The organism is Candidatus Pyrohabitans sp. (assembly GCF_054014795.1).
On the sequence record NZ_JBPMGE010000053.1, the window covers coordinates 1 to 25,055 of the forward strand.

General features: G+C 50.6%; 40 protein-coding genes, 4 tRNA genes and 1 pseudogene. 27 read left to right on the forward strand and 18 right to left on the reverse strand.

The genetic code is table 11. From position 1 onward, the window contains the following. Together ACXJJW_RS05840 and map are read right to left on the reverse strand one after the other, a co-directional pair. The coding region (locus ACXJJW_RS05840) for an HD domain-containing protein (RefSeq protein WP_456474800.1) at positions 1-611 on the reverse strand (611 nt) is incomplete at its 3' end. After that, positions 586-1,479, reverse strand: coding sequence for a type II methionyl aminopeptidase (map, locus tag ACXJJW_RS05845; RefSeq protein WP_456474801.1), 894 nt, complete (start codon positions 1,477-1,479; stop codon positions 586-588). The genes ACXJJW_RS05840 and map, both read right to left, overlap by 26 nt. Before the next feature lie 60 nt (positions 1,480-1,539). Here map and ACXJJW_RS05850 point away from each other — a divergent pair, with 60 nt between their 5' ends. Further along, the gene (locus ACXJJW_RS05850; protein ID WP_456474802.1) at positions 1,540-2,604 is read left to right on the forward strand and encodes a thioredoxin fold domain-containing protein; all 1,065 of its coding nucleotides are present in this window, start codon (positions 1,540-1,542) and stop codon (positions 2,602-2,604) included. On the opposite strand, the gene ACXJJW_RS05855 is transcribed toward ACXJJW_RS05850, so the two are convergent. After that, positions 2,594-3,205: an L-threonylcarbamoyladenylate synthase gene (locus tag ACXJJW_RS05855; RefSeq protein WP_456474803.1), complete on the reverse strand. Its 612-nt coding sequence runs from the start codon at positions 3,203-3,205 to the stop codon at positions 2,594-2,596. The two genes, ACXJJW_RS05850 and ACXJJW_RS05855, sit on opposite strands and share 11 nt — an antisense overlap. Positions 3,206-3,311: 106 nt before the next feature. Between ACXJJW_RS05855 and ACXJJW_RS05860 the strand changes: the two genes are divergently transcribed. Next, a tRNA-Val gene (locus tag ACXJJW_RS05860) sits at positions 3,312-3,384 on the forward strand. Between the two features lie 195 nt (positions 3,385-3,579). Continuing rightward, positions 3,580-4,239, forward strand: a complete 660-nt coding sequence (locus ACXJJW_RS05865; protein ID WP_456474804.1) for a creatininase family protein — start codon at positions 3,580-3,582, stop codon at positions 4,237-4,239. Positions 4,240-4,486: 247 nt separating this feature from the next. Here ACXJJW_RS05865 and hepT read toward each other — a convergent pair whose 3' ends face one another. Continuing rightward, on the reverse strand, positions 4,487-4,759 hold the full coding sequence (hepT, locus tag ACXJJW_RS05870) for a type VII toxin-antitoxin system HepT family RNase toxin (RefSeq protein ID WP_456474839.1): 273 nt from the start codon (positions 4,757-4,759) through the stop codon (positions 4,487-4,489). A gap of 119 nt (positions 4,760-4,878) precedes the next feature. Here hepT and ACXJJW_RS05875 point away from each other — a divergent pair, with 119 nt between their 5' ends. Together ACXJJW_RS05875 and ACXJJW_RS05880 are read left to right on the forward strand one after the other, a co-directional pair. Beyond that, positions 4,879-5,067: a hypothetical protein gene (locus ACXJJW_RS05875; RefSeq protein WP_456474805.1), complete on the forward strand. Its 189-nt coding sequence runs from the start codon at positions 4,879-4,881 to the stop codon at positions 5,065-5,067. Beyond that, positions 5,068-5,454 carry a type II toxin-antitoxin system VapC family toxin gene (locus ACXJJW_RS05880; protein ID WP_456474806.1) on the forward strand — a complete coding sequence of 129 codons (387 nt, stop codon included), beginning with the start codon at positions 5,068-5,070 and terminating at the stop codon, positions 5,452-5,454. Positions 5,455-5,679: 225 nt separating this feature from the next. Here the strand turns inward: ACXJJW_RS05880 and ACXJJW_RS05885 are convergent, their stop codons facing one another. The 7 genes from ACXJJW_RS05885 to ACXJJW_RS05915 all read right to left on the reverse strand — a co-directional run bounded on the left by ACXJJW_RS05885 (position 5,680) and on the right by ACXJJW_RS05915 (position 10,724). Next, positions 5,680-6,060: a hypothetical protein gene (locus tag ACXJJW_RS05885; RefSeq protein ID WP_456474807.1), complete on the reverse strand. Its 381-nt coding sequence runs from the start codon at positions 6,058-6,060 to the stop codon at positions 5,680-5,682. A gap of 30 nt (positions 6,061-6,090) precedes the next feature. Continuing rightward, entirely contained in the window at positions 6,091-6,633 is a 543-nt protein-coding gene (locus ACXJJW_RS05890) for a hypothetical protein (RefSeq protein ID WP_456474808.1), read from the reverse strand. 272 nt (positions 6,634-6,905) lie between these two features. Then, positions 6,906-6,979, reverse strand: a tRNA-Arg gene (locus ACXJJW_RS05895). A 16-nt stretch (positions 6,980-6,995) separates the two neighbouring features. Further along, positions 6,996-7,802, reverse strand: a complete 807-nt coding sequence (locus tag ACXJJW_RS05900; RefSeq protein ID WP_456474809.1) for a carbon-nitrogen family hydrolase — start codon at positions 7,800-7,802, stop codon at positions 6,996-6,998. Beyond that, positions 7,765-8,649: a formylmethanofuran--tetrahydromethanopterin N-formyltransferase gene (gene fhcD / locus ACXJJW_RS05905; RefSeq protein WP_456474810.1), complete on the reverse strand. Its 885-nt coding sequence runs from the start codon at positions 8,647-8,649 to the stop codon at positions 7,765-7,767. Before fhcD ends, ACXJJW_RS05900 begins: the two co-directional genes overlap by 38 nt. After that, the gene (ahcY, locus tag ACXJJW_RS05910) at positions 8,646-9,902 is read right to left on the reverse strand and encodes an adenosylhomocysteinase (protein WP_456474811.1); all 1,257 of its coding nucleotides are present in this window, start codon (positions 9,900-9,902) and stop codon (positions 8,646-8,648) included. The genes fhcD and ahcY overlap by 4 nt, the downstream gene beginning before the upstream one ends. Positions 9,903-9,935: 33 nt before the next feature. Continuing rightward, entirely contained in the window at positions 9,936-10,724 is a 789-nt protein-coding gene (locus ACXJJW_RS05915) for a YkgJ family cysteine cluster protein (protein WP_456474812.1), read from the reverse strand. A gap of 228 nt (positions 10,725-10,952) precedes the next feature. On the opposite strand from ACXJJW_RS05915, the gene ACXJJW_RS05920 reads away from it, so the two are divergent. Further along, positions 10,953-11,372 carry a CBS domain-containing protein gene (locus ACXJJW_RS05920; RefSeq protein ID WP_456474813.1) on the forward strand — a complete coding sequence of 140 codons (420 nt, stop codon included), beginning with the start codon at positions 10,953-10,955 and terminating at the stop codon, positions 11,370-11,372. Positions 11,373-11,408: 36 nt separating this feature from the next. Continuing rightward, positions 11,409-11,481 (forward strand) — tRNA-Val (locus ACXJJW_RS05925). Between the two features lie 333 nt (positions 11,482-11,814). On the opposite strand, the gene ACXJJW_RS05930 is transcribed toward ACXJJW_RS05925, so the two are convergent. Further along, positions 11,815-12,039, reverse strand: a complete 225-nt coding sequence (locus ACXJJW_RS05930) for a hypothetical protein (protein ID WP_456474814.1) — start codon at positions 12,037-12,039, stop codon at positions 11,815-11,817. Between the two features lie 151 nt (positions 12,040-12,190). Here ACXJJW_RS05930 and ACXJJW_RS05935 point away from each other — a divergent pair, with 151 nt between their 5' ends. From ACXJJW_RS05935 to ACXJJW_RS05955, 5 genes are all read left to right on the forward strand, one after another. Beyond that, positions 12,191-12,385, forward strand: a complete 195-nt coding sequence (locus ACXJJW_RS05935) for a hypothetical protein (RefSeq protein WP_456474815.1) — start codon at positions 12,191-12,193, stop codon at positions 12,383-12,385. Beyond that, the gene (locus ACXJJW_RS05940) at positions 12,385-12,645 is read left to right on the forward strand and encodes a type II toxin-antitoxin system RelE family toxin (RefSeq protein WP_456474816.1); all 261 of its coding nucleotides are present in this window, start codon (positions 12,385-12,387) and stop codon (positions 12,643-12,645) included. The genes ACXJJW_RS05935 and ACXJJW_RS05940 overlap by 1 nt, the downstream gene beginning before the upstream one ends. 257 nt (positions 12,646-12,902) lie before the next feature. Next, the gene (locus ACXJJW_RS05945) at positions 12,903-13,079 is read left to right on the forward strand and encodes a hypothetical protein (RefSeq protein ID WP_456474817.1); all 177 of its coding nucleotides are present in this window, start codon (positions 12,903-12,905) and stop codon (positions 13,077-13,079) included. A gap of 13 nt (positions 13,080-13,092) precedes the next feature. Further along, positions 13,093-13,166: transfer RNA gene (locus ACXJJW_RS05950), tRNA-Gly, on the forward strand. A gap of 140 nt (positions 13,167-13,306) precedes the next feature. Beyond that, positions 13,307-14,116 (forward strand): Rossmann-fold NAD(P)-binding domain-containing protein, encoded by an 810-nt coding sequence (locus tag ACXJJW_RS05955; protein WP_456474818.1) that lies wholly within the window; start codon positions 13,307-13,309, stop codon positions 14,114-14,116. A 1-nt stretch (position 14,117) separates the two neighbouring features. Here ACXJJW_RS05955 and ACXJJW_RS05960 read toward each other — a convergent pair whose 3' ends face one another. Further along, positions 14,118-15,323 (reverse strand): DUF531 family protein, encoded by a 1,206-nt coding sequence (locus ACXJJW_RS05960; protein WP_456474819.1) that lies wholly within the window; start codon positions 15,321-15,323, stop codon positions 14,118-14,120. A gap of 123 nt (positions 15,324-15,446) precedes the next feature. On the opposite strand from ACXJJW_RS05960, the gene ACXJJW_RS05965 reads away from it, so the two are divergent. The 13 genes from ACXJJW_RS05965 (at position 15,447) to ACXJJW_RS06025 (ending at position 22,312) form a co-directional block, all read left to right on the forward strand. Next, on the forward strand, positions 15,447-16,133 hold the full coding sequence (locus ACXJJW_RS05965) for a 16S rRNA methyltransferase (protein WP_456474820.1): 687 nt from the start codon (positions 15,447-15,449) through the stop codon (positions 16,131-16,133). Then, positions 16,114-16,470 carry a ribonuclease P protein component 4 gene (locus ACXJJW_RS05970; RefSeq protein ID WP_456474821.1) on the forward strand — a complete coding sequence of 119 codons (357 nt, stop codon included), beginning with the start codon at positions 16,114-16,116 and terminating at the stop codon, positions 16,468-16,470. Before ACXJJW_RS05965 ends, ACXJJW_RS05970 begins: the two co-directional genes overlap by 20 nt. After that, on the forward strand, positions 16,436-16,726 hold the full coding sequence (locus tag ACXJJW_RS05975; RefSeq protein WP_456474822.1) for a YhbY family RNA-binding protein: 291 nt from the start codon (positions 16,436-16,438) through the stop codon (positions 16,724-16,726). Before ACXJJW_RS05970 ends, ACXJJW_RS05975 begins: the two co-directional genes overlap by 35 nt. Before the next feature lies 1 nt (position 16,727). Continuing rightward, positions 16,728-17,168 (forward strand): 30S ribosomal protein S19e, encoded by a 441-nt coding sequence (locus ACXJJW_RS05980; protein ID WP_456474823.1) that lies wholly within the window; start codon positions 16,728-16,730, stop codon positions 17,166-17,168. 4 nt (positions 17,169-17,172) lie between these two features. Beyond that, complete coding sequence (locus ACXJJW_RS05985) at positions 17,173-17,496, forward strand: DNA-binding protein (RefSeq protein WP_456474824.1); 324 nt, start codon at positions 17,173-17,175, stop codon at positions 17,494-17,496. Continuing rightward, positions 17,496-18,095 carry a DUF7411 family protein gene (locus tag ACXJJW_RS05990; RefSeq protein ID WP_456474825.1) on the forward strand — a complete coding sequence of 200 codons (600 nt, stop codon included), beginning with the start codon at positions 17,496-17,498 and terminating at the stop codon, positions 18,093-18,095. Before ACXJJW_RS05985 ends, ACXJJW_RS05990 begins: the two co-directional genes overlap by 1 nt. Further along, positions 18,088-18,240 (forward strand): 50S ribosomal protein L39e, encoded by a 153-nt coding sequence (locus ACXJJW_RS05995; protein WP_456474826.1) that lies wholly within the window; start codon positions 18,088-18,090, stop codon positions 18,238-18,240. Before ACXJJW_RS05990 ends, ACXJJW_RS05995 begins: the two co-directional genes overlap by 8 nt. A 9-nt stretch (positions 18,241-18,249) precedes the next feature. Next, a complete protein-coding gene (locus ACXJJW_RS06000; RefSeq protein ID WP_456474827.1) occupies positions 18,250-18,498 on the forward strand; it encodes a 50S ribosomal protein L31e in 249 nt (82 codons plus the stop codon). 2 nt (positions 18,499-18,500) lie between these two features. Then, positions 18,501-19,166 (forward strand): translation initiation factor IF-6, encoded by a 666-nt coding sequence (locus tag ACXJJW_RS06005; protein ID WP_456474828.1) that lies wholly within the window; start codon positions 18,501-18,503, stop codon positions 19,164-19,166. A gap of 9 nt (positions 19,167-19,175) precedes the next feature. Further along, positions 19,176-19,415: a 50S ribosomal protein L18Ae gene (gene rpl18a / locus ACXJJW_RS06010; protein ID WP_456474829.1), complete on the forward strand. Its 240-nt coding sequence runs from the start codon at positions 19,176-19,178 to the stop codon at positions 19,413-19,415. Beyond that, a complete protein-coding gene (gene pfdA / locus ACXJJW_RS06015) occupies positions 19,412-19,879 on the forward strand; it encodes a prefoldin subunit alpha (RefSeq protein WP_456474830.1) in 468 nt (155 codons plus the stop codon). Before rpl18a ends, pfdA begins: the two co-directional genes overlap by 4 nt. Then, on the forward strand, positions 19,857-20,807 hold the full coding sequence (gene ftsY, locus ACXJJW_RS06020; RefSeq protein WP_456474831.1) for a signal recognition particle-docking protein FtsY: 951 nt from the start codon (positions 19,857-19,859) through the stop codon (positions 20,805-20,807). Before pfdA ends, ftsY begins: the two co-directional genes overlap by 23 nt. Before the next feature lie 125 nt (positions 20,808-20,932). Further along, entirely contained in the window at positions 20,933-22,312 is a 1,380-nt protein-coding gene (locus tag ACXJJW_RS06025) for an ATP-binding protein (RefSeq protein WP_456474832.1), read from the forward strand. A 42-nt stretch (positions 22,313-22,354) separates the two neighbouring features. On the opposite strand, the gene ACXJJW_RS06030 is transcribed toward ACXJJW_RS06025, so the two are convergent. The 3 genes from ACXJJW_RS06030 to ACXJJW_RS06040 are packed head-to-tail and all read right to left on the reverse strand — an operon-like array spanning position 22,355 to position 23,413. Continuing rightward, the gene (locus tag ACXJJW_RS06030; RefSeq protein ID WP_456474833.1) at positions 22,355-22,654 is read right to left on the reverse strand and encodes a hypothetical protein; all 300 of its coding nucleotides are present in this window, start codon (positions 22,652-22,654) and stop codon (positions 22,355-22,357) included. Next, positions 22,635-22,985, reverse strand: coding sequence for a hypothetical protein (locus ACXJJW_RS06035; protein ID WP_456474834.1), 351 nt, complete (start codon positions 22,983-22,985; stop codon positions 22,635-22,637). Before ACXJJW_RS06035 ends, ACXJJW_RS06030 begins: the two co-directional genes overlap by 20 nt. A gap of 8 nt (positions 22,986-22,993) precedes the next feature. Next, on the reverse strand, positions 22,994-23,413 hold the full coding sequence (locus ACXJJW_RS06040) for a hypothetical protein (protein WP_456474835.1): 420 nt from the start codon (positions 23,411-23,413) through the stop codon (positions 22,994-22,996). Positions 23,414-23,499: 86 nt separating this feature from the next. Here ACXJJW_RS06040 and tatA point away from each other — a divergent pair, with 86 nt between their 5' ends. Both tatA and ACXJJW_RS06050 read left to right on the forward strand, forming a co-directional pair. After that, complete coding sequence (tatA, locus tag ACXJJW_RS06045) at positions 23,500-23,679, forward strand: twin-arginine translocase TatA/TatE family subunit (protein WP_456474836.1); 180 nt, start codon at positions 23,500-23,502, stop codon at positions 23,677-23,679. A gap of 9 nt (positions 23,680-23,688) precedes the next feature. Then, positions 23,689-23,988, forward strand: coding sequence for a Sec-independent protein translocase subunit TatA/TatB (locus ACXJJW_RS06050; protein ID WP_456474837.1), 300 nt, complete (start codon positions 23,689-23,691; stop codon positions 23,986-23,988). Here the strand turns inward: ACXJJW_RS06050 and fdhD are convergent. Further along, the gene (fdhD, locus tag ACXJJW_RS06055; RefSeq protein ID WP_456474838.1) at positions 23,985-24,728 is read right to left on the reverse strand and encodes a formate dehydrogenase accessory sulfurtransferase FdhD; all 744 of its coding nucleotides are present in this window, start codon (positions 24,726-24,728) and stop codon (positions 23,985-23,987) included. The genes ACXJJW_RS06050 and fdhD overlap by 4 nt on opposite strands. 37 nt (positions 24,729-24,765) lie before the next feature. Further along, positions 24,766-25,055: pseudogene (locus tag ACXJJW_RS06060) on the reverse strand (hypothetical protein); the annotation flags it as partial.

Sequence of the window (25,055 nt, forward strand, 5' to 3'; positions counted from 1 at the left end):
CTCCTGCCAGAGGCTGTGAACATGCGCTGCTTCAGCCTTGCCAGCTTGAGCTCATACTCTGTGCGTGGCGAGTATTCGCTTGCCCGCATCCCCGGATAGAAGCGTTCCTTCTTGGGCTCGACCTCCCACACGCGCTGGCCGTGTGCGCCTCCGAAGAGATACGCTCTGGCAATGCCAACCGCGCCGGTGGCGTCGAGCTTATCGGCATCGCTCAATACCTTCGCCTCAAGGCTCTCTGGTGTGGTGTTCCTCCTGAAGCGGTGGCTTCGTATGCACTCAGCAACGCGTTCAGCGAACTCCTCGCTTAAGCCGCGCTCGAGAAGGAGCTGCTTTGCTCGCTCCGCAGACGCGAGGGCGTGGCACTCCACCTCGCCTTTATCTTCTCTTGCCCGCTCAATGTCATGCAGAAGGGCGGCAAAGCGCACCACCTCTATGCTGGCGCCCTCCTCTCTGGCGATGCGCACCGCAAGCTTAAGCACGCGCTCCACATGGTCGAAGTCATGGGCTCCTCCCGCGCCCATCTCCACTCTTACCTGCTCGTACAGCTCCTGAAAGACCTCATCAAGGCTCATGGTGGGCATGTCCCTATAGGGTGGTAACCTCACATCCATCACTGGTTACGATTACTGTATGCTCCGCCTGCGAAACTGGGCAGCGCTGTTTTTCCCTGAGGATTTTGTAGGCATATATTGCGCCAGCGTAGGCAAGCTCGCGCAGGGCGAAGTTGAGCTTGTGCCTGGGGGCGAGGTGCGCTATCCAGCGCTCTGCAAAGGGCAGGGCGCCGAAGTTCTCCTTCACATATGCGAGGATAACCCTCGACTCCTTAAGCCTCAGGGGTCTATCTTTGAGATAGCGGAATATTATTGCCTCGTTCTCGTCCACAACCCTGCCGACGCCTGAGGTGGCGAAGGGTTCAATCGCGAAAACGTCACCCTCGCGAAGTACATCACCGTGGCGCGTTTTAATGTTGGGCACTGTTATCCCACCATGCAGTGAGTAACGCGATAGCTTGTGTCCTGTCAGGTTCTCCACGGGCTTGAAGCCGTAGCTTTTTATGGTCTCCTCCACCACGGCGCCTATCTCGTTTGTCTTTATCCCCGGCTTGATAATCTCTATCGCATGCTGTAGCGCCTCCTCGCTAGCCTTTATAAGCTCATTCTTATCGCCACCCACAACCACACTCCTTGCAATATCTGCAATGTAGCCGTTTACATGCACACCTATGTCCAGCTTTACCAGGTCGCCCTCTGCAAAGGTGGATTCGTCCCAGGCGGTTGGCGAATAGTGCGCCGCTATGTGGTTGACTGAGATGTTCACAGGAAAAGCTGGCTTCGCACCCCTCTCGCGTATCTCTGCTTCCACATAGTTGGCCAGGTCGAGAAGCTTCTCCCCGGCTTTAATCCTGTTTATACCAACCTCCATCACCCGTCTTGCTATCTCTCCCGCTCTGCCATAGCTTTTATATGCTTCCTCTTCCATGCTCACCCATCTCTGTGTTTCTCATTTAAGTATATATAGGTCGAAGCAAATTTTAGCTATATGCGCCCGGCAGTTCTCCTTGGAGTTGTGCTGCTTTTCCTCGGGTGCATCTCAGCGCCGCAGGTGGGCAATGGCGGCACAGCAGAGGGCAGCGCCAAAGTGGCGGAGGATGGGGATTACGTGGAGGCTGAGTATACCCTTTACAGCGGGGACAGGATACTGGTAGAAGGGGCGGGGCTTGAGGCGATACTCGGGAAGGGTGAGACGCTGGCCGGGGTGGAGGAGGCGATTATTGGAATGAAGGAGGGCGAGTCCCGGGAGATTGAACTTCCGCCTGAGAAAGCCTTTGGGTTGAGGAACACCAGCTTAATATACTGGGAGCCCCGGCTGCTGGTTTTGCCCAGGGTGGTGAACATCTCCATTGAGGAGTTTAAGGCCAGCTTCGGCTTATCACCTGAGAAGGGGACAGCCTCTGAAAGGAAATGGTTCAGGGTGCGCGTCCGTGATGTGGGGCAGGGCTATGTGCTTGTGGAGCGTGAGCCCCTCTATACCAGAGTGAATGTCACGGGGGGTATTATACAGATTACCGAGAACGTGACCCATATAACCTACTTCTTCACACCAGAGATAAATCAGACGGTCATCGACACGAGGGGTAGGTTTGTGACCTACCGCAGTGCAAACGCCACACATGTACTCGTGGACAGAAATCACCCCCTCGCAGGCGAGGTGCTCCATGCCAAGGTAAGGCTTTTGAGGCTTATTAAGGGGGCAGAGCTGGAGAAGATCCACATCTCGTGGTACGAGGATGTGGGCAGCGCCATACGTGAGGCCGTGGCTACCGACAAGCCCGTTATACTTTACTTCTATTCCCGGGATTGCGAGGCATGCACAGCCATGGATGAAACTTTTCAGGACGCGAGGCTTCGGATGCTTAATGATGAGCTGGTTTTTGCCAGGGTTGACCTCTCGGCAGAGGCTGCGCTTGCGGCAAGGTATGGCATAGCTGAGGCTCCGGCTGTTATAATTTTAAACAGCAGGGGTGAGAGGCTCGCCAGGCTTGAGGGCGAACTCTCAGCACAGGAAATTGAGCAGACACTGCGGGAGCTGGAAATTATTCCCTGAGCGCAGCTTCTATCTCTTCTCTGCTTATCTTTCCTTCTCTCAGAATTTTCCCTGTCTCCGGGTCGTAGATGGTCGAGGGCACCCTCTCGGCGAGCCTGCCAGCGTCTATTACCAGGTCAACCCCTGTCAGCTGGGCCACGGCTTCCTGCGCTGAAATCGGCGGTGCTTTGCCAGAGATGTTGGCGCTTGTGGCAGTGATCGGCCTCCCCAGCAGGGCGATTATCTTAAGGGCAAGTTCATTGGCCGGGATGCGCACCGCAACCTTGGCGGAGCCAGAGGTTACAATGTCGGGAAGTTTTTTCTTTCTTAGAAGCAGGGTCAGTGCACCCGGCAGCAGGGCTCTGGCGAGCCTCTCTGCCTTTTCGTTGAGCTCGCAATAACGGCGCATCATCTCAATGTCAGCTACAGCCACAGGCAGGGGTTTTGAAAGAGGGCGACGCTTTATCTCAAACACCCTCCTCACAGCCTCTGGATTGGTGGCATCGCACCCCAGGCCGTAGAGGGTGTCTGTTGGGTATACTACTACCCCTCCTCTCCTAAGCACCTGTGCAGCCCTCTCGGCGATGTCCTCTTCCTCTGCGCTAACCACAGGCATGCTCATTCCTAAGAACCTCCACCAGGAACCACATAATTCACAGTATTCATACCTCTTGCCATTGTTAACCGGAAAAAAGATAAATAGTCAGGTACAATTATTCCCTACCTTTGGGCCGGTGGTCTAGGGGTTATGACGCCAGTCTCACACACTGGAGGTCGGCGGTTCGAATCCGCCCCGGCCCACTGTTTACAGTTTTTTCATAGCCCTGTTGCTGAGCAATAGGGCAATATGTTGATGCAACTGACTGCAGTTGCGTTCTGTATCTGCCCCGGCCCACTGTTTACAGTTTTTTCATAGCCCTGTTGTTGGGCAATAGGGCAATATGTTGATTATAATGGGCGGCAAAACTTAATATCGTCGAGTGAGACTTTAACCTGATGGAATTGAGAGAACTAACCTGGAAAGAAGTGGAAGAGTATCTCGAGAAGAGGCAGGATATACTTCTTCCGATAGGGGCTGTGGAGGAGCACGGCTACCACCTCCCCCTTTCCACCGACGGGGACATAGCAAGAGCGGTGTGCGTTGAGCTGGGCAGGAGCACAGGCATCCTCGTCGCTCCGGTAGTCTGGTACGGATACTCCAGGTCAACCCGCGGGTATAGCGGCACGGTTATGGTGGGGAAGGATGAGTTGAGAGATTATATTCGCGGCGTGCTTGAAGGCTTCGCAGAGAGCGGCTTCAGGATGGTGTACATCGTTTCAGGACACTTCAGCAATGACCACTTAAGGGCTATTGAGGATGCTGCAGGTGAAGCGAGGGAGATTAAAGCCAGGCTCTTCGATTTTTCAAAACTTGACTTCTCAGACATCCTGGAGAGCGAGCCTCTGCACGCCTGCGAAGCAGAAACCTCATTAATGCTCTTCCTGCACCCGGAGAGAGTGAAAATGGAACTGGCGAGAGACGAGGAAATCGCCTACGAAGGGGACATGCTGAGAAAAACCAAAAGCGGGGTTTTTGGGACACCCTCTTTAGCTACAAGGGAGAAAGGCGAGCGACTGTTCAACCGGATAGTTTCGGAGCTTGAAAAACATGTGTAGTCTTGTTAATAGAGTATCAGGGCCTGCCGGGGTCCATGACTTAAAGCCCCACAATGCAAACGATTTTGTTTAACCTACTCACATTTAATTGAGCAAATTCTCCGTATCTATCTTTTTAATTTCAAACATGTGGATATAACTCTTGTTCGTTTGCGCTAATTTTAATCTCCTCGGGAACTCATGAGCTGATTAATAGCACAGATTGAACCTTGCATAATCAAAAAAACTAAATCCCTCTCCTCTCCATTTACTCTTCCATTCTAACCATAAACTCCTCCACATCTCCAAGCCTGTTTTCCATGATCTCCATGATATACCTCATATCAGCCTCCCAGTACCTGTGGACAAAGAGATTCCTGAACCTTGCCGTCTTTGTGAGCTTCTCCGCCAGCTCCTCGGGGATAACTTCATGCTTTCCCCGTGTTATAAACATCTCCGCGTACCCTTCAGCCCTTTTAAACCTCTCCGCCGCGATTATGTGGTTGGTGCTGTCATCCCCTCTGTGGGAAGAATCCTTCAGGTTCTAAACAAACCATATAGCAGCTCGCTCATGGGGACTCTTCTTTTACACGATACAGCATATATTTAAGTGGTGAAAGAATCGATAATTAATATGCTAGGATAGAAGAGGGGAAATTTATGCAGGAAAATATTCATGCGGAGATGGAAGAAATCAAGAAAGAAATCCAGAACCTTAAGATTCTGCTCATGAAGGCCGAACGGAAACCCAAGCGGGTTATAAAGTTAAAGGGGATGTTAAAGGGCATAGAAGTAAGCGAGGGTGATATACAGAAGGCTAAAAAGTCCCTCTTTAAATTCGGTGCTTAGATGTACGTAACCGATGCCCACGGGTTAATATGGTTTTTGACAGATGACAGGAAGTTGGGTAAAAAGGCGGATGAAATATTCTTATCTGCCGATAGAGGCGATGTTACTGTTGTAATTCCTTCTATTGTTCTATTAGAAATTTTGCACATCTGCGAGAAACAAAATGCAAAGCTCAAATTTAAGCAGGTTTTCGATATGGTTCAAAATTCATTAAATTATCCTGTATATCCATTAGATATGGATGTTGTTGAAGTTTGCCAGAATATAAAAGAGACCCTCAGCCTGCACGACAGGGTAATAGTCGCAACCGCCAAGCTCTTAAACGCCAAACTCATAACAAAGGATAAAGAAATCATAAAGTCCGGGTTAGTGGAGGTTGTGTGGTAATTCAATGAAAAAATAATTGCTTGTATCTCTATCGAGCTTTACGGAAGGATGTCTACCTGACAATGATGCACAATGGTATGGTTGTGGCTAGAGATAGATGGAATATCCTCTTAAGGCTTGGCATTTTCTGCCCCGATCATGCTCTTAAGCAAAGCATAGAGCGAGGACATCCTTGATAGATATACAAACATCCTCACAATCCGGGACCGGCAAAGTCATGACGATCTATTCTTCTAAAAATAGAAAGAAAACATTAATAATAATGATTATACCGTATATTATAAAAAATAACAATGGCTCATTTTTGAGTGATTCTTCGAAATTAAATAATTTTATAATCGAAAATAGTGATATTATTCCAATTCCATTAAAAAATCTAATCCATTTTACTATATCTTCTGTGACATCAGGTCCCCGAAACATCAGAATTGCGGGAATAAGTAGTAGGAGACTTGCTGCTATTGATAAAACCACTCTTGTAATAACATCATAATTCAAAAAAGTTTCGTCATATATAACAAACAATGCAAAGTATCCTGTTATAAAATAAACGAGGATTCTATCAAGATAAATAAAAAAGTCTTTTATTCTTGGATATTCAAGCATAATTCACTCCCTTTTTATTTTCTCTCTTTTTTATTTGAGCACCTGACCATTGAAATAGAAATTCTTCCGGGGTGCTCTGGAATATTTCTCTAAAAATTTCCTGTAAATCTTTGTCATTCCTATGTCTTCAAGAGGGATGCAAAACATTTCATCTGGATCATCAGGATATTCTCCAAGTCCTATTACTATAAAAGTCTTGATCCCTGTTCTGCGTTCAAAGTCTCTGTATCTATTGAGCTTTTTCTCAGATATCCATTCCATACCATTCTTGAAAGATCTCCAGAATTTACATTCAACAGCAAATTTTTTCCGAGAAGGCCGGTGATAAAAGATAAAATCGGGTTTCATGCTGCTTTTTATAAATCTATCTTTATTATCTTTATATCGTGGAGTTCTATATTCAAGTTCGTAATATTTCTCAGGAAAACCATCTAAAACATAGTCTTCAAAAGCTTCCCCGAGTTTGAAATTTTCAGGTGTGGTGAGTTCATCGACGATAGTATCTGCTATTTTCCGAATTAACCCCACTAGATCACCCTCCAAGTCGAAACTTTTATATACCAGTGTCCTCACTTCTTTATCTGGCGACGACGCATGAAGTCTACACGTGTGCGCATTCGAATGGATGATTATGAGTATCTAAGGGCTCTCGTGATAAGACAGGATACTACTTTTGCTAAGCTCTTACATGAAATTATTAAAGTTTATAAGGGAGAAAAAAGCAGCGAAGTTGGCGACGACGCTGGCTCTCCCTTACCTCCAGCGAAGGAGGCTGATATCTAATGTGCCTTTCTGACTATATAAAATTTACTGATTTTTGCTCCTTTTCACAAGAGGAAAACTTACGGGCCTGCCGGGATTTGAACCCGGGTTTAGAGCTCCGGAGGCTCCCGTCCTGTCCTGGCTAGACTACAGGCCCAATTAATGATGCGGAGCTAACCTTGGTCATACCATCTAAAAAGCTCCTTTCGCATATCTTTAAGCACCGGAAAGTTGTGCCTGAGCATACCCACGTCTTCCACTGCGATATCAACCTCAAGCACAGCCTCCTCTTCGCCAGCCCTCGCGAGCACCTCACCCCACGGCGATATAACGACACTCCCTCCAGCGTAGGAGTTGTGCCTGTCCCTGCCCACGCGGTTACAGGCGAGCATGAAACACTGGTTCTCTACCGCCCTAGCTTTAACGAGCACATCGAAATGCTCCTGGCGTGGTGCTGGAAATTCAGCGCTCAGCAGAAACACCTCACTTCCTCTTAGCACCAGCTGGCGAAAGAGCTCTGGAAAGCGCAGGTCATAGCACGTCGCCAAGCCTAGGGCTGCGCTGTCGCTGCGGACGACGCAAGCTTTGTTGCCGGGGGTGAAGTAGCGCTTCTCCTCCCCGAACAGGTGAATCTTGCGATAGGTGGCAATTATTCCATGCTTGTCCAAAAGCACAAAGGTGTTGTAAAGCTTTCCATGCGCACTTTCCAGGATGGTGCCTGCGATTACCCTGTTCCCGGCCATGCAGCGCAACTTTTGCGTTGTTTCACCCTTCAGTGGCTCTGCGAGCTTCTCAAGGTTTGGAAAGTCAAAGCCAGTGGTGAACAGCTCCGGGAAGAGTACCAGCTCTGCCTGGGTGCGCGAGAGCACCCCCTCCACCTTTTCAAGGTTCGCCTCCTTGTCGCCCAGTGCGACGTCCAGCTGCGCAACTGCCACGCGCATTTCAGAATAGCTCTTGCAGGTAAATTTTGTGCTTTCCAAGCGTGCCCCCGTAGTTGCCTGCCGTAATCCTGCGGACTCCCTCCACCTGTGTGGCTGCCTCTATGCCCAGGCGCATCGCCTCACTCACCGCCTCTGCATCAACCCCGTCGATTACCACCTCTATCACAGCGTTCACGCCAGCGTCCAACGCCGAATCCTCCACCCTATCCTTTAGCGTCGGGCAAAAGCGCTCATTCGTCGTCGCCTGCATGAACTTGTACTTCCTGGAGCCCACCTTTGAACCGCTCGCAACGACCCCGCCCGGGAAGGGGGTAATTGTACCCTCCTGCTTTGCGATCGCCTCCACGGCGCGCTCAGCCGCACTCAGAGCACTCTCTGCACTTGCGGCGAGGATTATAAAGTTTCCACCGGCGACGCCCTTAGCGATGGTCAGGTTCCTCTCTATCAGAAACTCTCCCATCATTATGGGCACGGCCGCCATCTCCCTGCCGTACACCGAGCGGATTTCCTCGTAGCCATCGCCGAAGTACTTGAGTTTGTAGCCCACGTCAACACTCTCTCCCTCACCCAGCGCGAACACCCGCGTGGTGGGGGCGGTGAGCACACACTGCCCGAGGCGCTTTATAAGCTCCATGGGAAGGCGCTTTTTCGGCGCAAACATCTGCACAGCGCACCCAGGACGGGAGTCGGGCGTCTCCTCTCGAGTAAGCATGCGCTCTATCCCCGCCTCAGCGGTGCACGCTATCAGTGAGGTTGCATAGCCGGTAGCCTCAGTGGCAGCAATGCGGGCCCACTTCTCGTTGGTGGCAGTTATTATAAAGCGGGAATACCAGCTGTCAAAGGCTTCAGCAAATGTATCCTCTACCTCAATACCGTTAACCTTCATGTTCCCATCTCCCAGCTGCTCAGGTAAGCTTTCTGCTCTTCAGTCAACGAATCTATCTCCACACCCATGCTCTCCAGCTTTAGCCTTGCGACCTCCTTATCGATGTGTTCGGGCACAGGGTAAACACGAGGCTCAAGCTTTTTGCCTTCTCTGACAATGTACTCTGAGCACAGTGCCTGATTTGCGAAGCTCATATCCATGACGCTGGCCGGGTGCCCCTCTGCGGCGGCAAGATTTATAAGCCTCCCCTCACCGAGGAGGTAAAGCTTGCGCCCATCCTCGAGGGTATACTCGTCCACGTACTCTCTGATTCTGCGCTTGTCCTTGGCGATTTTCTCCAGCGCAGGGATGTCTATCTCCACGTTGAAGTGTCCAGAATTTGCAAGGATTGCACCGTTCTTCATAACTCTGAAGTGCTCCTCCCGTATAACATTGATATCGCCTGTTACCGTGACGAAAATATCGCCTATCTTGGCAGCTTCGTACATCGTCATAACCCGGTAGCCATCCATCACAGCCTCCAGTGCCTTTAGGGGGTCAACCTCCGTCACAACCACATTTGCCCCCATACCGCTGGCGCGCATTGCCAGGCCTCGCCCGCACCAGCCGTAGCCTCCTATCACAAAGGTCTTGCCTGCTAGAAGCACATTGGTGGCACGGAGAATGCCGTCTAGAGTGCTCTGCCCTGTGCCGTAGCGGTTGTCAAAGAGGTACTTTGTACTGGCGTCGTTGACAGCAATTACAGGATATCTGAGCACCCCATCGCGCTCCATGCTCTTAAAGCGGATTACACCTGTGGTGGTCTCCTCGGTACCAGCGATTATCTCCTCGAGAAGTTCCTCACGTGCACTGTGAATCGTCGATACCAGGTCGCCGCCGTCATCCAGGGTTATGTTCGGCCTGTGGTCCAGGGCGCTGTGGACATGCTTGTAGTAGGTCTCCTTGTCCTCGCCCTTTATGGCAAACACAGGTATGCCATATTCCTTCACCAGGCAGGCTGCCACATCGTCCTGCGTGCTCAGTGGATTGGAGGCGCACAGTACAACGCTTGCGCCGCCTGCCTTGAGGGTGAGCATTAAGTTGGCGGTCTCCGTGGTAACATGCAGGCATGCGGAGATGCGCATCCCCTGCAGGGGTTTTTCGCGGGCAAAGCGCTCCCGTATGAGGGCGAGCACTGGCATGTGCATGCCCGCCCACTCTATCCGGAGCTTCCCCTTCTCTGCCAGCCCCAGGTCCTTGACGTCGTAATCCATAACAACCACCTCTTGGCAAAATTGTCAGGCTTACTATAAAAGACTATTCCTGTAATTTTTAGTGGCATTGATAAGTCCATTTTCGAGGAAATAATCCCTCAGGCTCACAACTTTTTTATGGGATGTCATCTTCTCAAATTCCTGCCTCGCCTTCTCGGGGGTAACCTCCACATAGCGCAGGTTTTCGATGAAGATTTCCCTAAGCTTCGTGGCATCCCCATCGCTTTCAAGCAGTGAGGCAAGGGTGAGGTAGTGGTCCCTGATAACCTCCACCAGATTCAGTCCCTCTTTTCCGAGCAGTAGTAACTCGCCCTCCTCCTCTTCCACGAGACCGGGGCACTCTCCGCCATGCTGCCTGAAGTCTATCCTCTTCGCCGGGATGTCTATGTTGGCGTAGTAGGGATAAAGTCTGCACGTCATGGGCTTCGCCTGGTGGATAAAGCACTCCATGCTCAGTGGATTAAAGAAGATGCATCTCCCCGAGTCCTGGAAGGTCTTGAGAATGTAGTACTCCACAAAGTAGTTGCTGGAGTCGAAGCTCCTTCCAACAGAGAAGAAGAAGTCTGTGAGCGTGCTCCTGAACTCCTCCACAAAGTCAGCATCGCCAATAAGCTCAGACATCCCGGTGAGGGTGAGGTAGTCCCAAGCAAATTCCTCAAACCTCTCCTTCTCCATGCCACCAAGGAAGCGCTGGATCGCCGAGACCTCCTGAAAGAACAGCCTTATGCCTATCTTTCTGCTGCTTCCAAAGCAGCACCTGCCGCATCTTTCGCACTTAAAGCCATGTCTTATCGCAGTAAAATCGAGGGTTATGTGCTTCACTGTCTACCTCCACAGAAGAAGGATTGAGCAGGGAAGGGTTCTAACAAGGTGAAATAATATGGGATTGCGACATTGTGCACTCGCGCACAAATCCGTTAGGTTTATATATTATACGTACTATGCAACTACTCGCCTATGGTTGGCCAGCTATTTTTCGAAACCATAGGCACCTCCTCTATACCCCCAAATTAATTTATATTTTGTTGTGATTCTTATTACGGTAGTTTTATGCAGAGGGTGCTGAGAGATACCAAGGTTAGAGATGTGATGACGCGGGGTGTCATAACCGTAAAGTACTATGAGCCCATAAAAGAGGTTCTTGCGGTTATGGTGAAGAGCGACGTTTCTGCGGTTGTTGTTGTGGACGAGCAGAACGAGGCCATGGGGGTAATTTCCACTGTCGACGTGCTGAAGGAGCTCAGGAACAGGAGTGAGAAGGAGGTGGAGAAGATGGAGGCGGAGGAGCTGATGACCCCTTTTACGGTCTCTATTAGCCCGGAAAGCTCACTTCAGGAGGCGGCTGAGCTCATGATAGAGAAGAGGATACATCGCCTTGTTGTGCTCCACGGCGGACATATAGCAGGCGAGGTGCCTGTGGGCATACTCTCAGCCACCGACGTGCTCCGGGTGCTGAATGAAAATTTATAAAAGGTATAAGATGATACCTTTGCATGTTGCTCTGCCGGGCCGGTGGTCTAGGGGTTATGACGTCACGCTTACAACGTGAAGGTCGGCGGTTCGAATCCGCCCCGGCCCATCCAGAGGAGGGGAATCCTTGCCAGTTCCTGAGGAACTGACTTCGACTTCCCTCATAAATATTCGGGAAGTCCCTCCCTTCGTCACCCTATTGCTTCGCGAGACGGGTAACCTTAGGTTAACCCCACCCCGACGGGAAACGATGGTAAATGCGGTGGAAACATAGCGGTATCGTAGATACCGCAATATGTTGATGCAACTGACTGCAGTTGCGTTCTGTATCCGCCCCGGCCCATCGCTTTTTGGTGCTGGTGAGGTGATTGATAGGTAGGAAGCAGGCACCTCCGCAATTTCGTTAGCGAATTTCCTAACGCTCTGGCTTTCTCCAATCAGTTCAATATCTCTGGAGCCTCCTGCGTATAGAGTACCTGAGTTTCCGTTCATAGTTTTTGCTCACCTTCTTCTTACCGCTGAGAAAATCCCGCTCAGCTTTGCTAAGCACAGAGGACACCTCGGATCCGCTGACTAACGCCAGTCGGCAAGCTTCGTCCGGGTATCCTCCGGCAACAATCTCTTTTATCGAAATGGCTCCATAGTGGTTGTAACTCCTATCCCTCATAGGTAGCAGTGCGGTTATCAACAGAAAATTTTTCAACATCTTTTAATTTTTCTTTATATAGTGTGATTTTAGAAAATAGTGTGGAATTGTGCTCACATTTGGTGGAAATTTTTCAACTGGTTATTTTTATTTGAGATAAGAGGTGGTAGTGTTGTCGGTTTCCATAGAGGTTCTTGCCAAGATGTTGAGACACCTTGATGAGGATGCTCTTGAGGAGCTTTTTGACCTAGTGATGGTTGAATATGATACCTCACCTCTGAGTGAAGAAGAAAAAAAGTTGGTATTGGAAGCAGAGAAGGCTTATAAGAAGGGGGATGTGGTTGTCAAGTTCTTAGAGGAAATTTAATGGAATGGAGGATTGTTTTTACAAAAGATTCTTATAAGCAGTATCAGAAATTGAAAAAAGGTTATAGAAAAGCGATTAAGCGGCAGATATTAAAAATGATTGAACAGAAAAGCGCCGATATAAAATCTGTGAAAGGATACGAAAACATTTACAGAATTAGACTTGGAAAATACAGAGCAATATTGAGTATCAATTTTAATAAAAAAGAAATTTTCATTGTAAATATCGAAAAAAGAAGTCGTGTTTATAAAAAGTTTTGATTTGTACGAGTAGATTGCAAGAGAGATAGAGTACAACTGGGGGGTAGTGCTCGCGAATAACTGAGGTAGCTTGACGAAAAGGTATTGGAAGAAAAACATTTAAAGGGGATAGGAAGAGATAAATACGTAAAGAGGTCATGAAAATGGTAAATCTTGGCGAAAATGGCATCAATGAAGAAGATAGACGAATACACGAGGCGGATTGAAACTCTGGAAAAAGGTTGGCAATTTATCTCACGAAATCAGGGAGATGCGTATTGAGATGGGCGGAATGCGTTACTGAGGTTAAGACTCAGCTCGACCGCATTGAGGACAACCTTGAGTTCAAGGATAGGCTCGCCGCGCTGGAGAAGGAAGTGGCACTGTTAAAGCAGGAGAGGGGCTCCAGCTTGTTGGAGCATCGAAAATTAATTAAGAGGTTACTCCTACATTAATACCTCAGAACACGCGGCCGTAGTATAGCCTGGCTAGTACACGAGCCTGCCACGCTTGTAGCCCGGGTTCAAATCCCGGCGGCCGCATCTTTTCCTCATGAAACCGGAGCTTCATAGCCCTATTGCTGTGCAATAGGGCAATATGTTGATGCAACTGACTGCAGTTGCGGCCGCATACCTCTCCTTCTGCGTACTCTTTATATACCTGTAAAAATCAGTGGTAGAGCATGAAACAGAGCACAAAGATAGTCATAGCGATTTTTGTGGCGGTGGTCATCGCCGCCGGTTTCATCCCACTTAAGAGTGGTGAGGTGAAGGAAACTCCCGAGCCAAAGAAGTTGCTGGAAGAGGAGCTTTTAAAGCGCGGGATTGTCTTTGAGGACTATTATACCACAACCTCGGCGGAGCTTGAGAAAGCCCTCGGCGTGGATATCCCAGCAAAAGGCAGCGAAAGGGTGGGTTTTCTGATGTTTCGCTCGCCCCTCGCTGAGGAGGCTGCTGTATATGAGCAGGCAGCGGAGGCTGTAGCGTCCGTATTTCCCGGTGTTGAGGCTGTGGCAATGCTGCGCCTCGAAACCAAGAACCCCACTCTTGTGTATGCCCCCGTAAATGTGCAGAGCTACGCCAGTATGGAAAAGATTCAGCTTGATGTGAGCAGACTGCTGGATAGAGATAAGAGAGGAGAGCTTCTGCGCAGGGCTCTGGCTGAACGGGGTATAAATGTGGATAAGGTTTACATATTCTCACGTGAGGAGGCCACCAACCTCAGTATAAACCTGAGCAGCGCAGGTGAGGTTGCGCTAATAGCAATAAGGGCCACAGAAGAGGAGTTTCCAGGCAGGCTGGCAGAGAGCTTTGCAACCGCCTTCGGAAGGGATAGGTTTATAGAGCTGGTGGTGGTGGGCAACCTTCTTGTGAAGGATGTGAAGGCTATAACCTTCTACTACATCACAAGGGAGGATTATGAGAGAATAATTGTAGCTGGAAAGCCCCTCAAGCTTGAGGAGCTTCCATCAATAGAGATACCGGTGGAATAGCTCATCCAGGGGCAAGGCTTTTGAGCCTCTCGCATATTATCCCCATCACAGTGCAGGTTTCCAGAGGTATACCCCAGCCGGTGAGCTCGACGTGCTTTTTAACCATCTTCAGGAATCCTCCCGGCAGCCCCTTTCTTCCCAAGCCCATTACCAGGCATGCCCTTCTGCCAGAGGCTATCACCTCCTCAATCCCCACCCTTTTATCTTCACTCGGTCTTGAGGTTGTTGCGATAAGTTCTCCCACCTCGGGAAGAAGGTTGTTATCAGGATAGGGAAGGACGAGAAGGCGGCCCTCCTCCCTTAAAAGTTTTAGATAGGCACCACCTTTACCGATATTCGTCTCCGCAGAAACGCGCTCAACAGCCTCCTCTTCATTTTCAAAGGGAAATCCAAAGAGCACAAGCTTAATGCCATAGGCATAGCACAGCGGCGCAGCCCTTGCAATAGTTCTCGTGTGAACCACATTCAGGGCGCCGTGATAGGTATTGTAGAGCCCGAGAGAGAACCTATCCATGCCCTCCGGCGCAGGCATCTCCGGCACAGCTGGCGGGCGAATTTCCTGCTTCTTCGCTTGTGGGTGTTTTTTTAGGGCGCTTTTATCCTGCTCCAAGCCGCGCAGGTAGAGAAGGATTTTATCGGCATCTTCAGGGCATGCTATGCGGGATGTTATCCTCTGGACATTCATGCCAGACTCAACGCCAAGCTTCGAAGCAATTTTGAGCGCCTTTATCCTCTTATTCCCCCCCAGCTTTTTAATCTTCTCAAAGATTTCATCCTCCTTTCCAGCGGAGAAGTAAGCCTTTATAACCTGCTTCATGGGTGCATAGTAGTGCTTTGGGCTTTCAATTCCTGCGGCAATGTCAAAAAGCCTGTCCAGCTTCTCTGCACCTGCTCTCCTCATCCTCTTTGCAATTACCTCCAGAATCTCAGCCCTCCTCCACTCCTGGGGAACTTCTTCAGCCTTCTTCAGTGAGAGGTCGAAGTACCTTCTGTATCCTCTCTCACCCCCCAGGGTGCCTCTCAGTGCGATGTAGCTTATAACCTCTGCACTGTAGTAGCTGTCCGGGATTTTCACCGCTGCATCCAGAATTAGGCTAAGGTCATCGACTTTTCCAAAAGATTCTCTGAATATCCTCTTCAGACCGCGGCTATATGATGGAATATGGCTGGATTTGAGCCTTTTAATCTTTTCTCTGAGTTTGTTCATTGAGTATTCCATGTTTTTAATCTTAAATAAATATCTTCGCCAGGAACAGGCAAGCTTATTTATACCTTCCGTGCCCCTAACGATAAAAATAATCCCTGAAGTGAAGGGAGGTTTAGGCAAGAGATGCTCCATGTGGTCATAGCCGAGGCGGAAGTTGAACTTATACCTGAGGAGATTGCAGGGCACCCGGCGATAAGGAAAGAAGCCAGCCGGAGGCGGAAGAAGCCGGAGGCGATGCTCCTGGATGCGTCGCTGCACCATGCTGCGATGCGCACCCTGAGCGAGGGGGAGCGCCGCGGGCGTCCGGATATAGCGCACTACACCCTGCTTGCCCTGCTGGAGTCCCCTTTGAACAAGCTTGGCAGGCTTCGCTGCTACCTGCATACCCGCAACGACGAGGTGATATTTATAAACCCGGAGACGCGCCTGCCCCGTGCATGCTGGCGCTTCAGAGGGCTGATGGAGAAGCTCCTGAGGGAGGGAAGGATAACCGCTGGCGAGGTAACACTGCTGGAGGTGAAGCGCATGAGTGTTGCCCAGCTTGTGCGCAGCCTTGGTTCAGGGCATGTTGCGCTTCTCAGCGAAGATGGAAGCTTTGCCGAGGTGTGGGAGCTTGGGGCCAGGCTGGCGAGCAGCCGCAACCCCTGCGTTATAATAGGCGGTTTTCCGAAGGGCGGCTTCAGGCACAGCTACAGCTTTGCCGATGAGCGTGTTGCTATATTCACATCCCCCCTCGCTGCCTGGAGCGTTGCCGCAGAGGTGGTGGGCAGCTACAGGAGGTGCATGGCTAATGCGCAGACGCAACCTTAAGCTGGAGCGCCGGATCGCCAGGGAGCGCATAGAGATACTCATGCAGCGCGCCAGTGAGGTTTTTGCGAGCGACGCTGCGCTGGCAAAGCGCTATGTGGAGCTGGCGAGAAAAATTGCAATGCGTTATAACGTTAGGTTTCCCAGGAAGTGGAAAAGGTTCTTCTGTAAGGGGTGCGGAAGCCTTCTCGTGCCGGGCGTAAACATGCGGGTGCGCTGCACAAAGCAGCGGGTGGTAATAACCTGCCTGGAATGCGGGCGCGTGAAGCGCATCCCCTATGTAAGGGAAAAGAAGGCGAGAAGAAATGAAGCTAGGCTCAAAGGAAAGGAAAAAGTTTAAAAAGGTGCTGCACCATACCCAGGCAAGCGTAACAATAGGCAAGGGTGGCACAGCTTCGGCCAGGGCTGAGGTGGACCGCCAGCTTGAGGATAAGGAGCTTATAAAGGTAAAGGTGCTCAAGAGCGCCACTGATGAGAAGAACATGGCTGAAATTGCAAAAGAGATTGCAGATGCTACTAACGCCGAGGTAGTTGAGGTTATAGGCAGGACCTTCGGCTTATTCAGACCAAGGCGGAAAAATCGCAAGGAGGATTGACATGGCAACAGTTTATGATGTTCCAGCTTCTGAGTTAATCCGCGAACTCTCAGCGGAACTAAAGAAGATTAAGAGCATAAAGCCGCCAGAGTGGGCAGCCTTTGTTAAAACAGGCACAAATCGCGAACACGCTCCGACGCAGAAGGACTGGTGGTACACCCGCACAGCCTCGGTGCTCAGGAAGATTCATATGCACGGGCCTGTGGGTATACAGACGCTGCGACGCTGGTATGGCGGCAGGAAGAATCGCGGCTATGCTCCTGATTCAGTGCGAAGAGGTAGCGGCTCAGTGATTCGCAATATCCTGAAGCAGCTTGAAGCCGCGGGTTTGATCGAGAAGACAGAGCAGGGGCGCAGAACCACGCCAAAGGCGATGAGCCTCCTTGACAAGACGGCGGCGAAGATAATACGCCGCAAACCCGAGCTTCAGAGGTACAGGTGATTTTATGGACGACCTGGAGGAGCTGAAGCGCAAGAAGCTGCAGGAGCTGCAGCGTCAGCTTCAGGAAGAGGCTGCGCGTCAGGAGCAGCTCCGCCAGGTTGAGGAGCAGAAGCGCATTGTACTCAAAAGCATACTCACACCCGAGGCGAGAAGCAGGCTGACCAACATAAAGATGGCGCGCCCCGAGTTCGCTGCCCAGATTGAGGCGCTGCTGATTCAACTCGCCCAGGCGGGGCAGGTGAAGCAGCGCATTACCGATGAGCAGCTGAAGGATATACTTCGCCGCCTGAGCGCTAAAAGGCGGGATATAAAGATAAGAAGGATCTGATGAAAGTTAGCCTGCTCTACAGCGGGGGCAAGGACAGCTCCCTCGCAGCCTGGATGCTGAAGAGGTTGGGCTATGAGGTAAAGCTTGTGACGGTGGGCTTTGGTTACGCAGACTTTGCCCGCTACGCGAGACAGAGTGCCCTTGCTCTGGGCTTTGAGCATGAGGTGAAGAAGCTGGGCCAGGAGGTGCTCCGCGAAGCGTGCGAACGCATCGCCATGGACGGCTTTCCAAGGCATGGCCTGAGCCTGCTGCACCTCGCTGCCCTTGAGGCACTTGCAATGGAGAGCAAAATCATCGCCGACGGGACGCGCAGAGATGACCGCGTGCCCATGCCCAGGCAGGCTGAGGTGCAGAGCATAGAGCAGCGCTACGGCGTTGCATACATTGCGCCGCTGCGCGGCTTTGGCTCAGGGAGCATAAAACATTTAACCTCTTGCCTGTTTAATATTGAATATGCACCCAGTGAAGCTTCGAGAAGCGCCGACTATGAGAAAGAGGTGAGAGCATACCTGAAGGATAAGGGTTACGACGTTAACAAAATATTTCCAAGGCACATGCAGAGCAGGGTGACAGGATATAAAGGTGATGAGAATGAGTAAGGTTTCACTTCCCCGTAAATTGAGGCTTGCAAAGGCCATGAAGCAGAACCGTCCCGTACCTGTGTGGGTGGTTGCCAAGACCATGGGAAGAGTGCGCACCCATCCAAAACGCAGGTTCTGGAGAAGAAGCACACTGAAGGTGTAGGTGTTTAAAATGGAGAGAATATACACCATCCGTTTCCACAGGATAAAGCGAACGCCTCGCACAAAGCGCACAGCTAAGGCAGCGCGTTATCTGCGCCGGTTTATTGAGAGGCATATGAAGAGCGAGCGCGTGCTGATAGGAGAGGAGCTCAATGAGAAGCTCTGGGAGCGGGGAATCCAGAAGCCCCCGGCCAGGCTGAGGGTTAAGGCAGAGAAGCAGGACGATGGTAGCGTGATTGTGAACCTCGCGGAGTCGTAGCGATGCTTCTCCGGGTGGATTACAACAGCAACCCGAACATTGGAATCCTGGCGGTAGCCAATGATAGCGTTGCGATAGTGCCCAGAGATGCCCCTGAGAGCTTTGTTGAGGCAGCAAGAAAGGCGCTGGAGGTAGAGGTAATTCGAACCAACCTGTGCAGAACCTCGCTGATTGGCGCTATGCTCGCAATAAACAACAACGGCGCAGTGGTGAGCGACCACGCGGAGCAGAGTGAGGTTGAGGCATTGGAAGGTGCAGGTTTGAATGTGGCAGTGGTGAAGGAGAAGCACAATGCCCTGGGCAACCTCATCCTTGCGAGCGACGAGGGCGCGGTTGTGTTTAAGGGGCTGAGAAAGAGCACAAAGCGAGCAGTGGAGGAGACCCTGGACTGCGATGTTACAGAGACGACCTCGCTGGGCAGGTTTCGCACCGTGGGCAGCGTGGGTGTTGCCACGCGCAGAGGCGTGCTTCTTCATCCCTCTCTGGGTGAGGCGGAGCTGGAGCTTGTGGAAGAGGCGCTGGGAGTTAAAGCTGAGATAGGTACTGTTAACATGGGGGTGGGATTCGTTAAAACGGGTCTGGTGGTGAACTCCAGGGGAGCTCTCCTGGGAAGCGAGACCACCGGTCCGGAGATAATGCGGATTCAGGATACCTTTGAGCTCATATGAGGTGGTAGCATGGTGGTTAAGACCTTCAGAATAAAGGGCAGATTTCTAATGGGCAGGTCAATGCAGCCCTTTGTGTGGGAGTGCAGGGCTGTAGATGTTACAAAGGCCTACGAGAAAGTTTATTCAGAGTTTGGAAGTAAGCACCGCACTAAGCGGCGAAACATACTGATTGAGGAGATTGAGGAGATTGAGCCCTCGCAGGCAAGGGACCCGACGGTCAGGATTTTTGCAGGAGTAGAGGGACGATGACCGAGGAGAAGGGCATACCCGTTGAGAAGGTACTTGCGGATTATGAGATGATGCGCTCCCAGGCGGAGGCGCTCCAGCAGAACCTCGACCTGATAAACCAGCACATCGCCGAGTTCAGGCTCACCCTCTCCACCCTTGAGGAGATAGAGAAGCTGGAGGATGGGAATGAGATTCTGGTGCCAATGGGCTCAGGCTCCTTTACCAAGGCAGAGATTAAGGATACGGGCAGTGTTATTCTGAGTCTTGGTGCAGAGGTGGCTGCGAGGAAGAGTATAGACGAAGCCAAGCTTGACCTCCAGGCGAGGGTGGAGGAGCTTGAGAAGGTACGCGAGGAGCACAACTCGCGTCTTGGCGAGATTATGAAGAACCTCGAGGCCATTGCGCCGGTGGTGGAGCAGATACTTGCGGCGATGCAGCAGTCACAGCTCCAGAGGGGCGAGGATGTTCGCGCACCTAAGGGCTAAGGTAGGGGAGCTTACAAAGAAGCTCGCAGGCGGCGGGGAGGATAGGCCGGGCGTAGCCGAGAAGACCTTTGCGCTGCTGCGCGGCGAGGTGGTGCTGGACGAGTCTAAGCTCGAGGAGCTTCTGAGCGAGTTTGAGCTGGCTTTGCTGGAGAGCGATATTGCCCTGGAGGTGGCAGAGAAGATTATCTCAGACCTCAAGCAGAGTCTGCTCGGCAAAAAGTTCAAGCGCTCAGAGCTTGAGGCTGCAATAAAGGCCAGCCTGGAGAAGAGTCTGAGGGAGATTCTGGACCTGCCCAGCGCAGGTATAGAGGAGATGATCCGGAGGAAGAAGGAAAAGCCCTTTGTTATACTCTTCGTGGGAATAAACGGCACTGGCAAGACGACGACGATAGCCAAGATTGCCCACCGCCTTCTCAGCAGGGGGTTGAGCTGTGTTTTTGCGGCCAGCGACACCTACCGCGCAGGTGCAATAGAGCAACTTGAAAGGCATGCTGAGAAGCTTGGCGTAAAGCTGATTAAGCACAAGCGCGGCTCAGACCCTGCGGCTGTGGCCTATGATGCAGTTGAGCACGCCAGGGCGAGGGGTAAGGATGTGGTGCTCATAGATACTGCGGGCAGGATGGAGACGAATATCAACCTCCTGGAGGAGATGAAGAAAATTGCAAGGGTGGCAAAGCCCGACTTGGTGGTCTTTGTTGGCGACGCACTCACAGGCAACGCCGCTGTGGAGCAGGCGGAGCGCTTCAACAGCGCCGTTGAGATAGATGGGGTTATACTCACCAAGGCGGATGCCGATGCCAAGGGCGGCGCTGCGATAAGCATAGCTCATACTATTCGCAAACCCGTGCTCTTCCTTGGCACAGGGCAGAGCTATGAGGATTTGGTGGAGTTCAGTGTCGACTGGCTCATTAGGGAGATTCTGGGGTAGTCGGTATTTTTCTAACTTGTTTGGTTCTTAAATTTGGATACAGTTAGAGTCCTGCCTCCAGCACACGTGCCTAATAACTTTTATCATAATAATTTTTATAAATAGTAATTTAGATTATTATAATCATGCTTACTGATTTTGTTAACAGGCAGGAGGAACTGAGGTATTTAGAAAGTGCATATCAGTCTGAGAGGTTTGAGTTTGTGGTGATTTATGGGAGGAGGCGAGTTGGAAAGACGGAGCTGGTGAAGCGCTTTATGGAAGGGAAAAAAGTCATATACTTCCTAGCAACTGCCACAACAAAACTGGATAATATAAGAAGATTTAAAGAGGCTTCAAGGAACATTGTTGATCTGGGGTATATAAGGGACGACTGGGAGGATATATTCAGATATCTGGCTGAGAATGTAAAAGAAAGGCTGCTGGTGATTATAGATGAGTTTCCATATCTTATAGAGAGCGAGAAGGGACTGACATCAAAGTTCCAGGCGATAGTTGATTTATATCTAAATAATACAAAAATATTTTTAATTTTCCTGGGTTCATCAGTTTCGATTATGGAAAAAGAACTCCTGTCTTACAAATCTCCCCTGTATGGCAGAAGGACTGGACAGATAAAAATTCAGCCACTGAGTTTTATAGATGCCATGGAATTGCTTAAAAAGGATCCTGAAGAAACAGTAAAAATTTATGGCGTAACAGACGGAATCCCTGCATATCTCAGAGAATTTAAGGAAAATATGGGCTTCTGGGAACTTGTGCACGAGAAAGTTTTGAGACCTGGCAGCTATTTGAGGGAAGAGCCCCTCTTTATTTTGAGGCAGGAATTCAGAGAACCTTCAACCTATATGTCAATAATGGAAGCTATAGCTCTGGGGCATCATAGGGTGGGTGAGATTATAAATTTCTGTGGATTTAGGGATAAAACAGGGATTTCTCCATATTTGAGGAATCTGGAATTTTCTGGATATATAGTAAAGGAGAAGCCATTACTTTCCAAAATGAAAAAGGGATATCTGTATAGGCTGTCTGATAATTTTTTCAATTTCTACTTCAGATTCATATATCCAAATCTATCAGAGTTGGAAATTGACGAGCTGCGCCTTCTTGAGAGGATAAAGAAGGAATATGACTCATATCTGGGATTAACATTTGAAGGAATAGCCAGGGAAGTTTTGATTGAATTCAACAGGAGAGGTCTACTCCCTTTTAAATTCACAAAGATTGGCAGATGGTGGCACAGGGGCAGGGAGATTGATGCAGTGGCTTTAGACGAGGATACAGGGGAAATATTATTCCTTGAGGTTAAGTGGAGTGATTTGAGCGAAAGAGAAGTTAAAAGGATTTTAAGAGAGCTAAAGGAGAAGGCAGGATATGTGGAGTGGTATAAAAAAGATAAAGGGTATTTCGGAATATTTGCTAAAAGAATAGAAAACAAGATTGAGCGGAGTAAAAATCTTGGTGCGTTGCTTTTTGATTTGGGAGATATCTCCAGCTTAAAATAATGCGCTGACTTTGAGCACGTGTTTCCTCAAGGTTTGAAAGCCTCAGCGGGACGACCTCGAAATTAAACCTGCGACAATAAGCGTCGTGCCAACAGCGCCGGTCAGGCAGGCGAAGAGGAGCAGCAGCACCGCGGCGGTTATGCCTGTGGCAACCTCGCCCGGGTTCTGAAGTGCAGCAATGCCCTGGGGTGAGGGGTGCAGCACGCTCCCGTAGATGGAGAATAACTCTTGGTTGCTGCTGATTATATCCAGCGCCTTCCTAAAAGCGAGATAGGATAGGGTAGCGAGTGCACTTCCCACCAGAATAAGACGAGTCCTCATCTCAGAAAACCGGCGCGGCATCGCTGTCCTCAATCACCTCAAGCATCTTGGCAATGTGCTCTGTGAAGGTGTACTCCGGCTCAAAGTCGTAGCCGGAGATGAGCAGCTTTTCTATCGCCTCCGCGAACCTCTCTGCCTCGCTCTCCAGCTGTTCACGACTCTTGTTAGCGATTATCCTCTCCGCCTCGCTCGCTGGCGTGGAGCTGTTGTACCCGAAGATCTCCAGCTTGAGCTTCTCTATAATCTCCCTCACGCGGGGGTTTGTGACCTCACGGTACTGGAAACTCCAGTGGTTCTTCAGCTTTACGAGATGACGGAAGGTATCCTCATCCAGCTCAATCACCCTCTTCATTGCGACCACTACTCCTGCAGAAGCTCCAGAGATGAATAGGGTATGCTAACCTCTACCGCAGCCCTGAAAACAACAGGCACAAGCATAAAGTCCTGCGCCCTGCGTAGCGCACGCCTTCGCGAATCCAAGAGCGCAGCGTCGTTTAGCACCAGGCTAACAGCGTAGAACACCTCATCCTTCTCTGCGAGGATGTCGGGTGAAGCCTGGGCTTCTCCCTCCTTATTAAGGCGGGCGATATATTCAAGCAGCGCAGAGCACCTATCTTCTCCCAGGGCGCTGCGCATCTTCTCCGCCTCTCTTTCAGAGCCCGGGAAACTCCACACCTTGAACCCAGCTCTGCCGAGCACATCGAAGGCGACCTTTCTTCCAATATCCTGGAGTTCATCCTCAAGATTGAGGCTCTTCTCGTACTCCTCGATGGCTACCACCCCAGTTTTAATTGTATCTAACAGGTATTTCTACCTACCGTTGCTTTTATATAAAACCTCGACAATAAATAACATGAGGTGTCAGAATGCCAATGCTCGGTGGTCAGGAGCTGCTCATAATTCTCCTTATAGTCCTGCTTCTCTTCGGCGGGAGCAAGCTGCCCGAGTTAGCACGCTCCCTTGGCAAGGCAAAGAAGGAATTCAAGAAGGGAATAGAAGAGGAAGAAGAGGAGAGCAAGGAAGAGAAGAGTGAAAAGAAAGAGTAGGCGAGGCGAATGCTGGGCAACAGTGAAATCCTGGTAATACTAATTTTTGCCCTCCTCCTGTTTGGTCCGCAAAAGCTACCCGAACTGGCACGCTCCCTTGGCAAGGCTGTATCTGAGTACAGACGTGCCGCCCGTGAGCTTGAGGAGGAGGTTACCCGTGAGCTCAGTGGTGCAGGCAGAGAAATCAGAGAGATTCAGGATGATTTGAATGAACTTCGCGCCATCGCCAGGGACCTGGACATAGAGCCGGGGGAGATGAGCAGGGAGGAGCTGCTGAAGGAGATTAAAAGGCGAACCTCCAAGCCCTAGCTCCTGAGCACACGCCATGCGTGGGTGTATATGTTCATCCTCTTTCCCCGCACAAAGCCTATCAGTGTTAAACCTGTGCGCTCCGCCGCGAGAATGCCCGAGAATATCGGCGCCGTGCGTGATGCTATCAGCGGGATGCCAACACGTGCCGCCTTAATCACCATATCGCCGGGCATTCTGCCGGAGGTTAAAATGTAGCTGTGCTCGAGGTCAACGCCGCGCTCTGCGCCCAGACCTATAATCTTGTCTATAGCCACGTGCCGGCTCACATCCTCCACCAGCAGGAATGCGTCGCCGCTCACCAGCGCAGCGCTGTGCACTCCGCCGGTGCGCCTCCAGAGCGTGCTCTGCTCCTGCATCCTGCGCATGTTCTCAAAAATCTCACTCGCGCTGAACCTTGCCTCCGAAGCCACGCCTATCCCCTCCTCCTTAATTCTGGTGCGCCATCCCGTTAGACACTCGCTGGATATGTAGCGCTCAAAAGCCTCGAGGATGCTATCATCGGCGAGTACACGAATCTCAGTATCATCAACCTCTATGCTGCGTATCGTCTCCCTGCTCTTGACGAAACCCTCACCCAGACAGTAGCCCAGGGCAAACTCACGTTCATGTCCCGGAGATAGTTTAACACTGGCTATAACCTTACTGTTAATCACCAGCCTTAGGTCGCGCTCAAGCGCCACCTCGTCAAAGGCTTCTTTGCCGTTCTTAAGCACCCTGACCTTGATCCACTTGTCCATGCTTTAATTATGGCATGGCAGGTTTTATTTTTACTGCTCAGATGATGGGTACGACAAATGCCTTCATTGCGCTCTGCACAAATAAAAATCTCAGGGTTAATCCGCCCAGAAGCACTAGAGCAAAGAACGCGGGGAGAGGTACATGCTTCCTGGTTATCAGCACATAGCCCAGCCCAACTGCCGGGAGCAGGATGCCAAGCACCATGAGCACCAGCCAGAAGACTATAGAGTAAGCGCCGGAGAGCATGAGTATCGCAGACTCCGCAGCCATGCCGGGCTGTGCCTTCATCGTCAGGAGATAGAGGGGCACTTCGACGGCCTCGATTA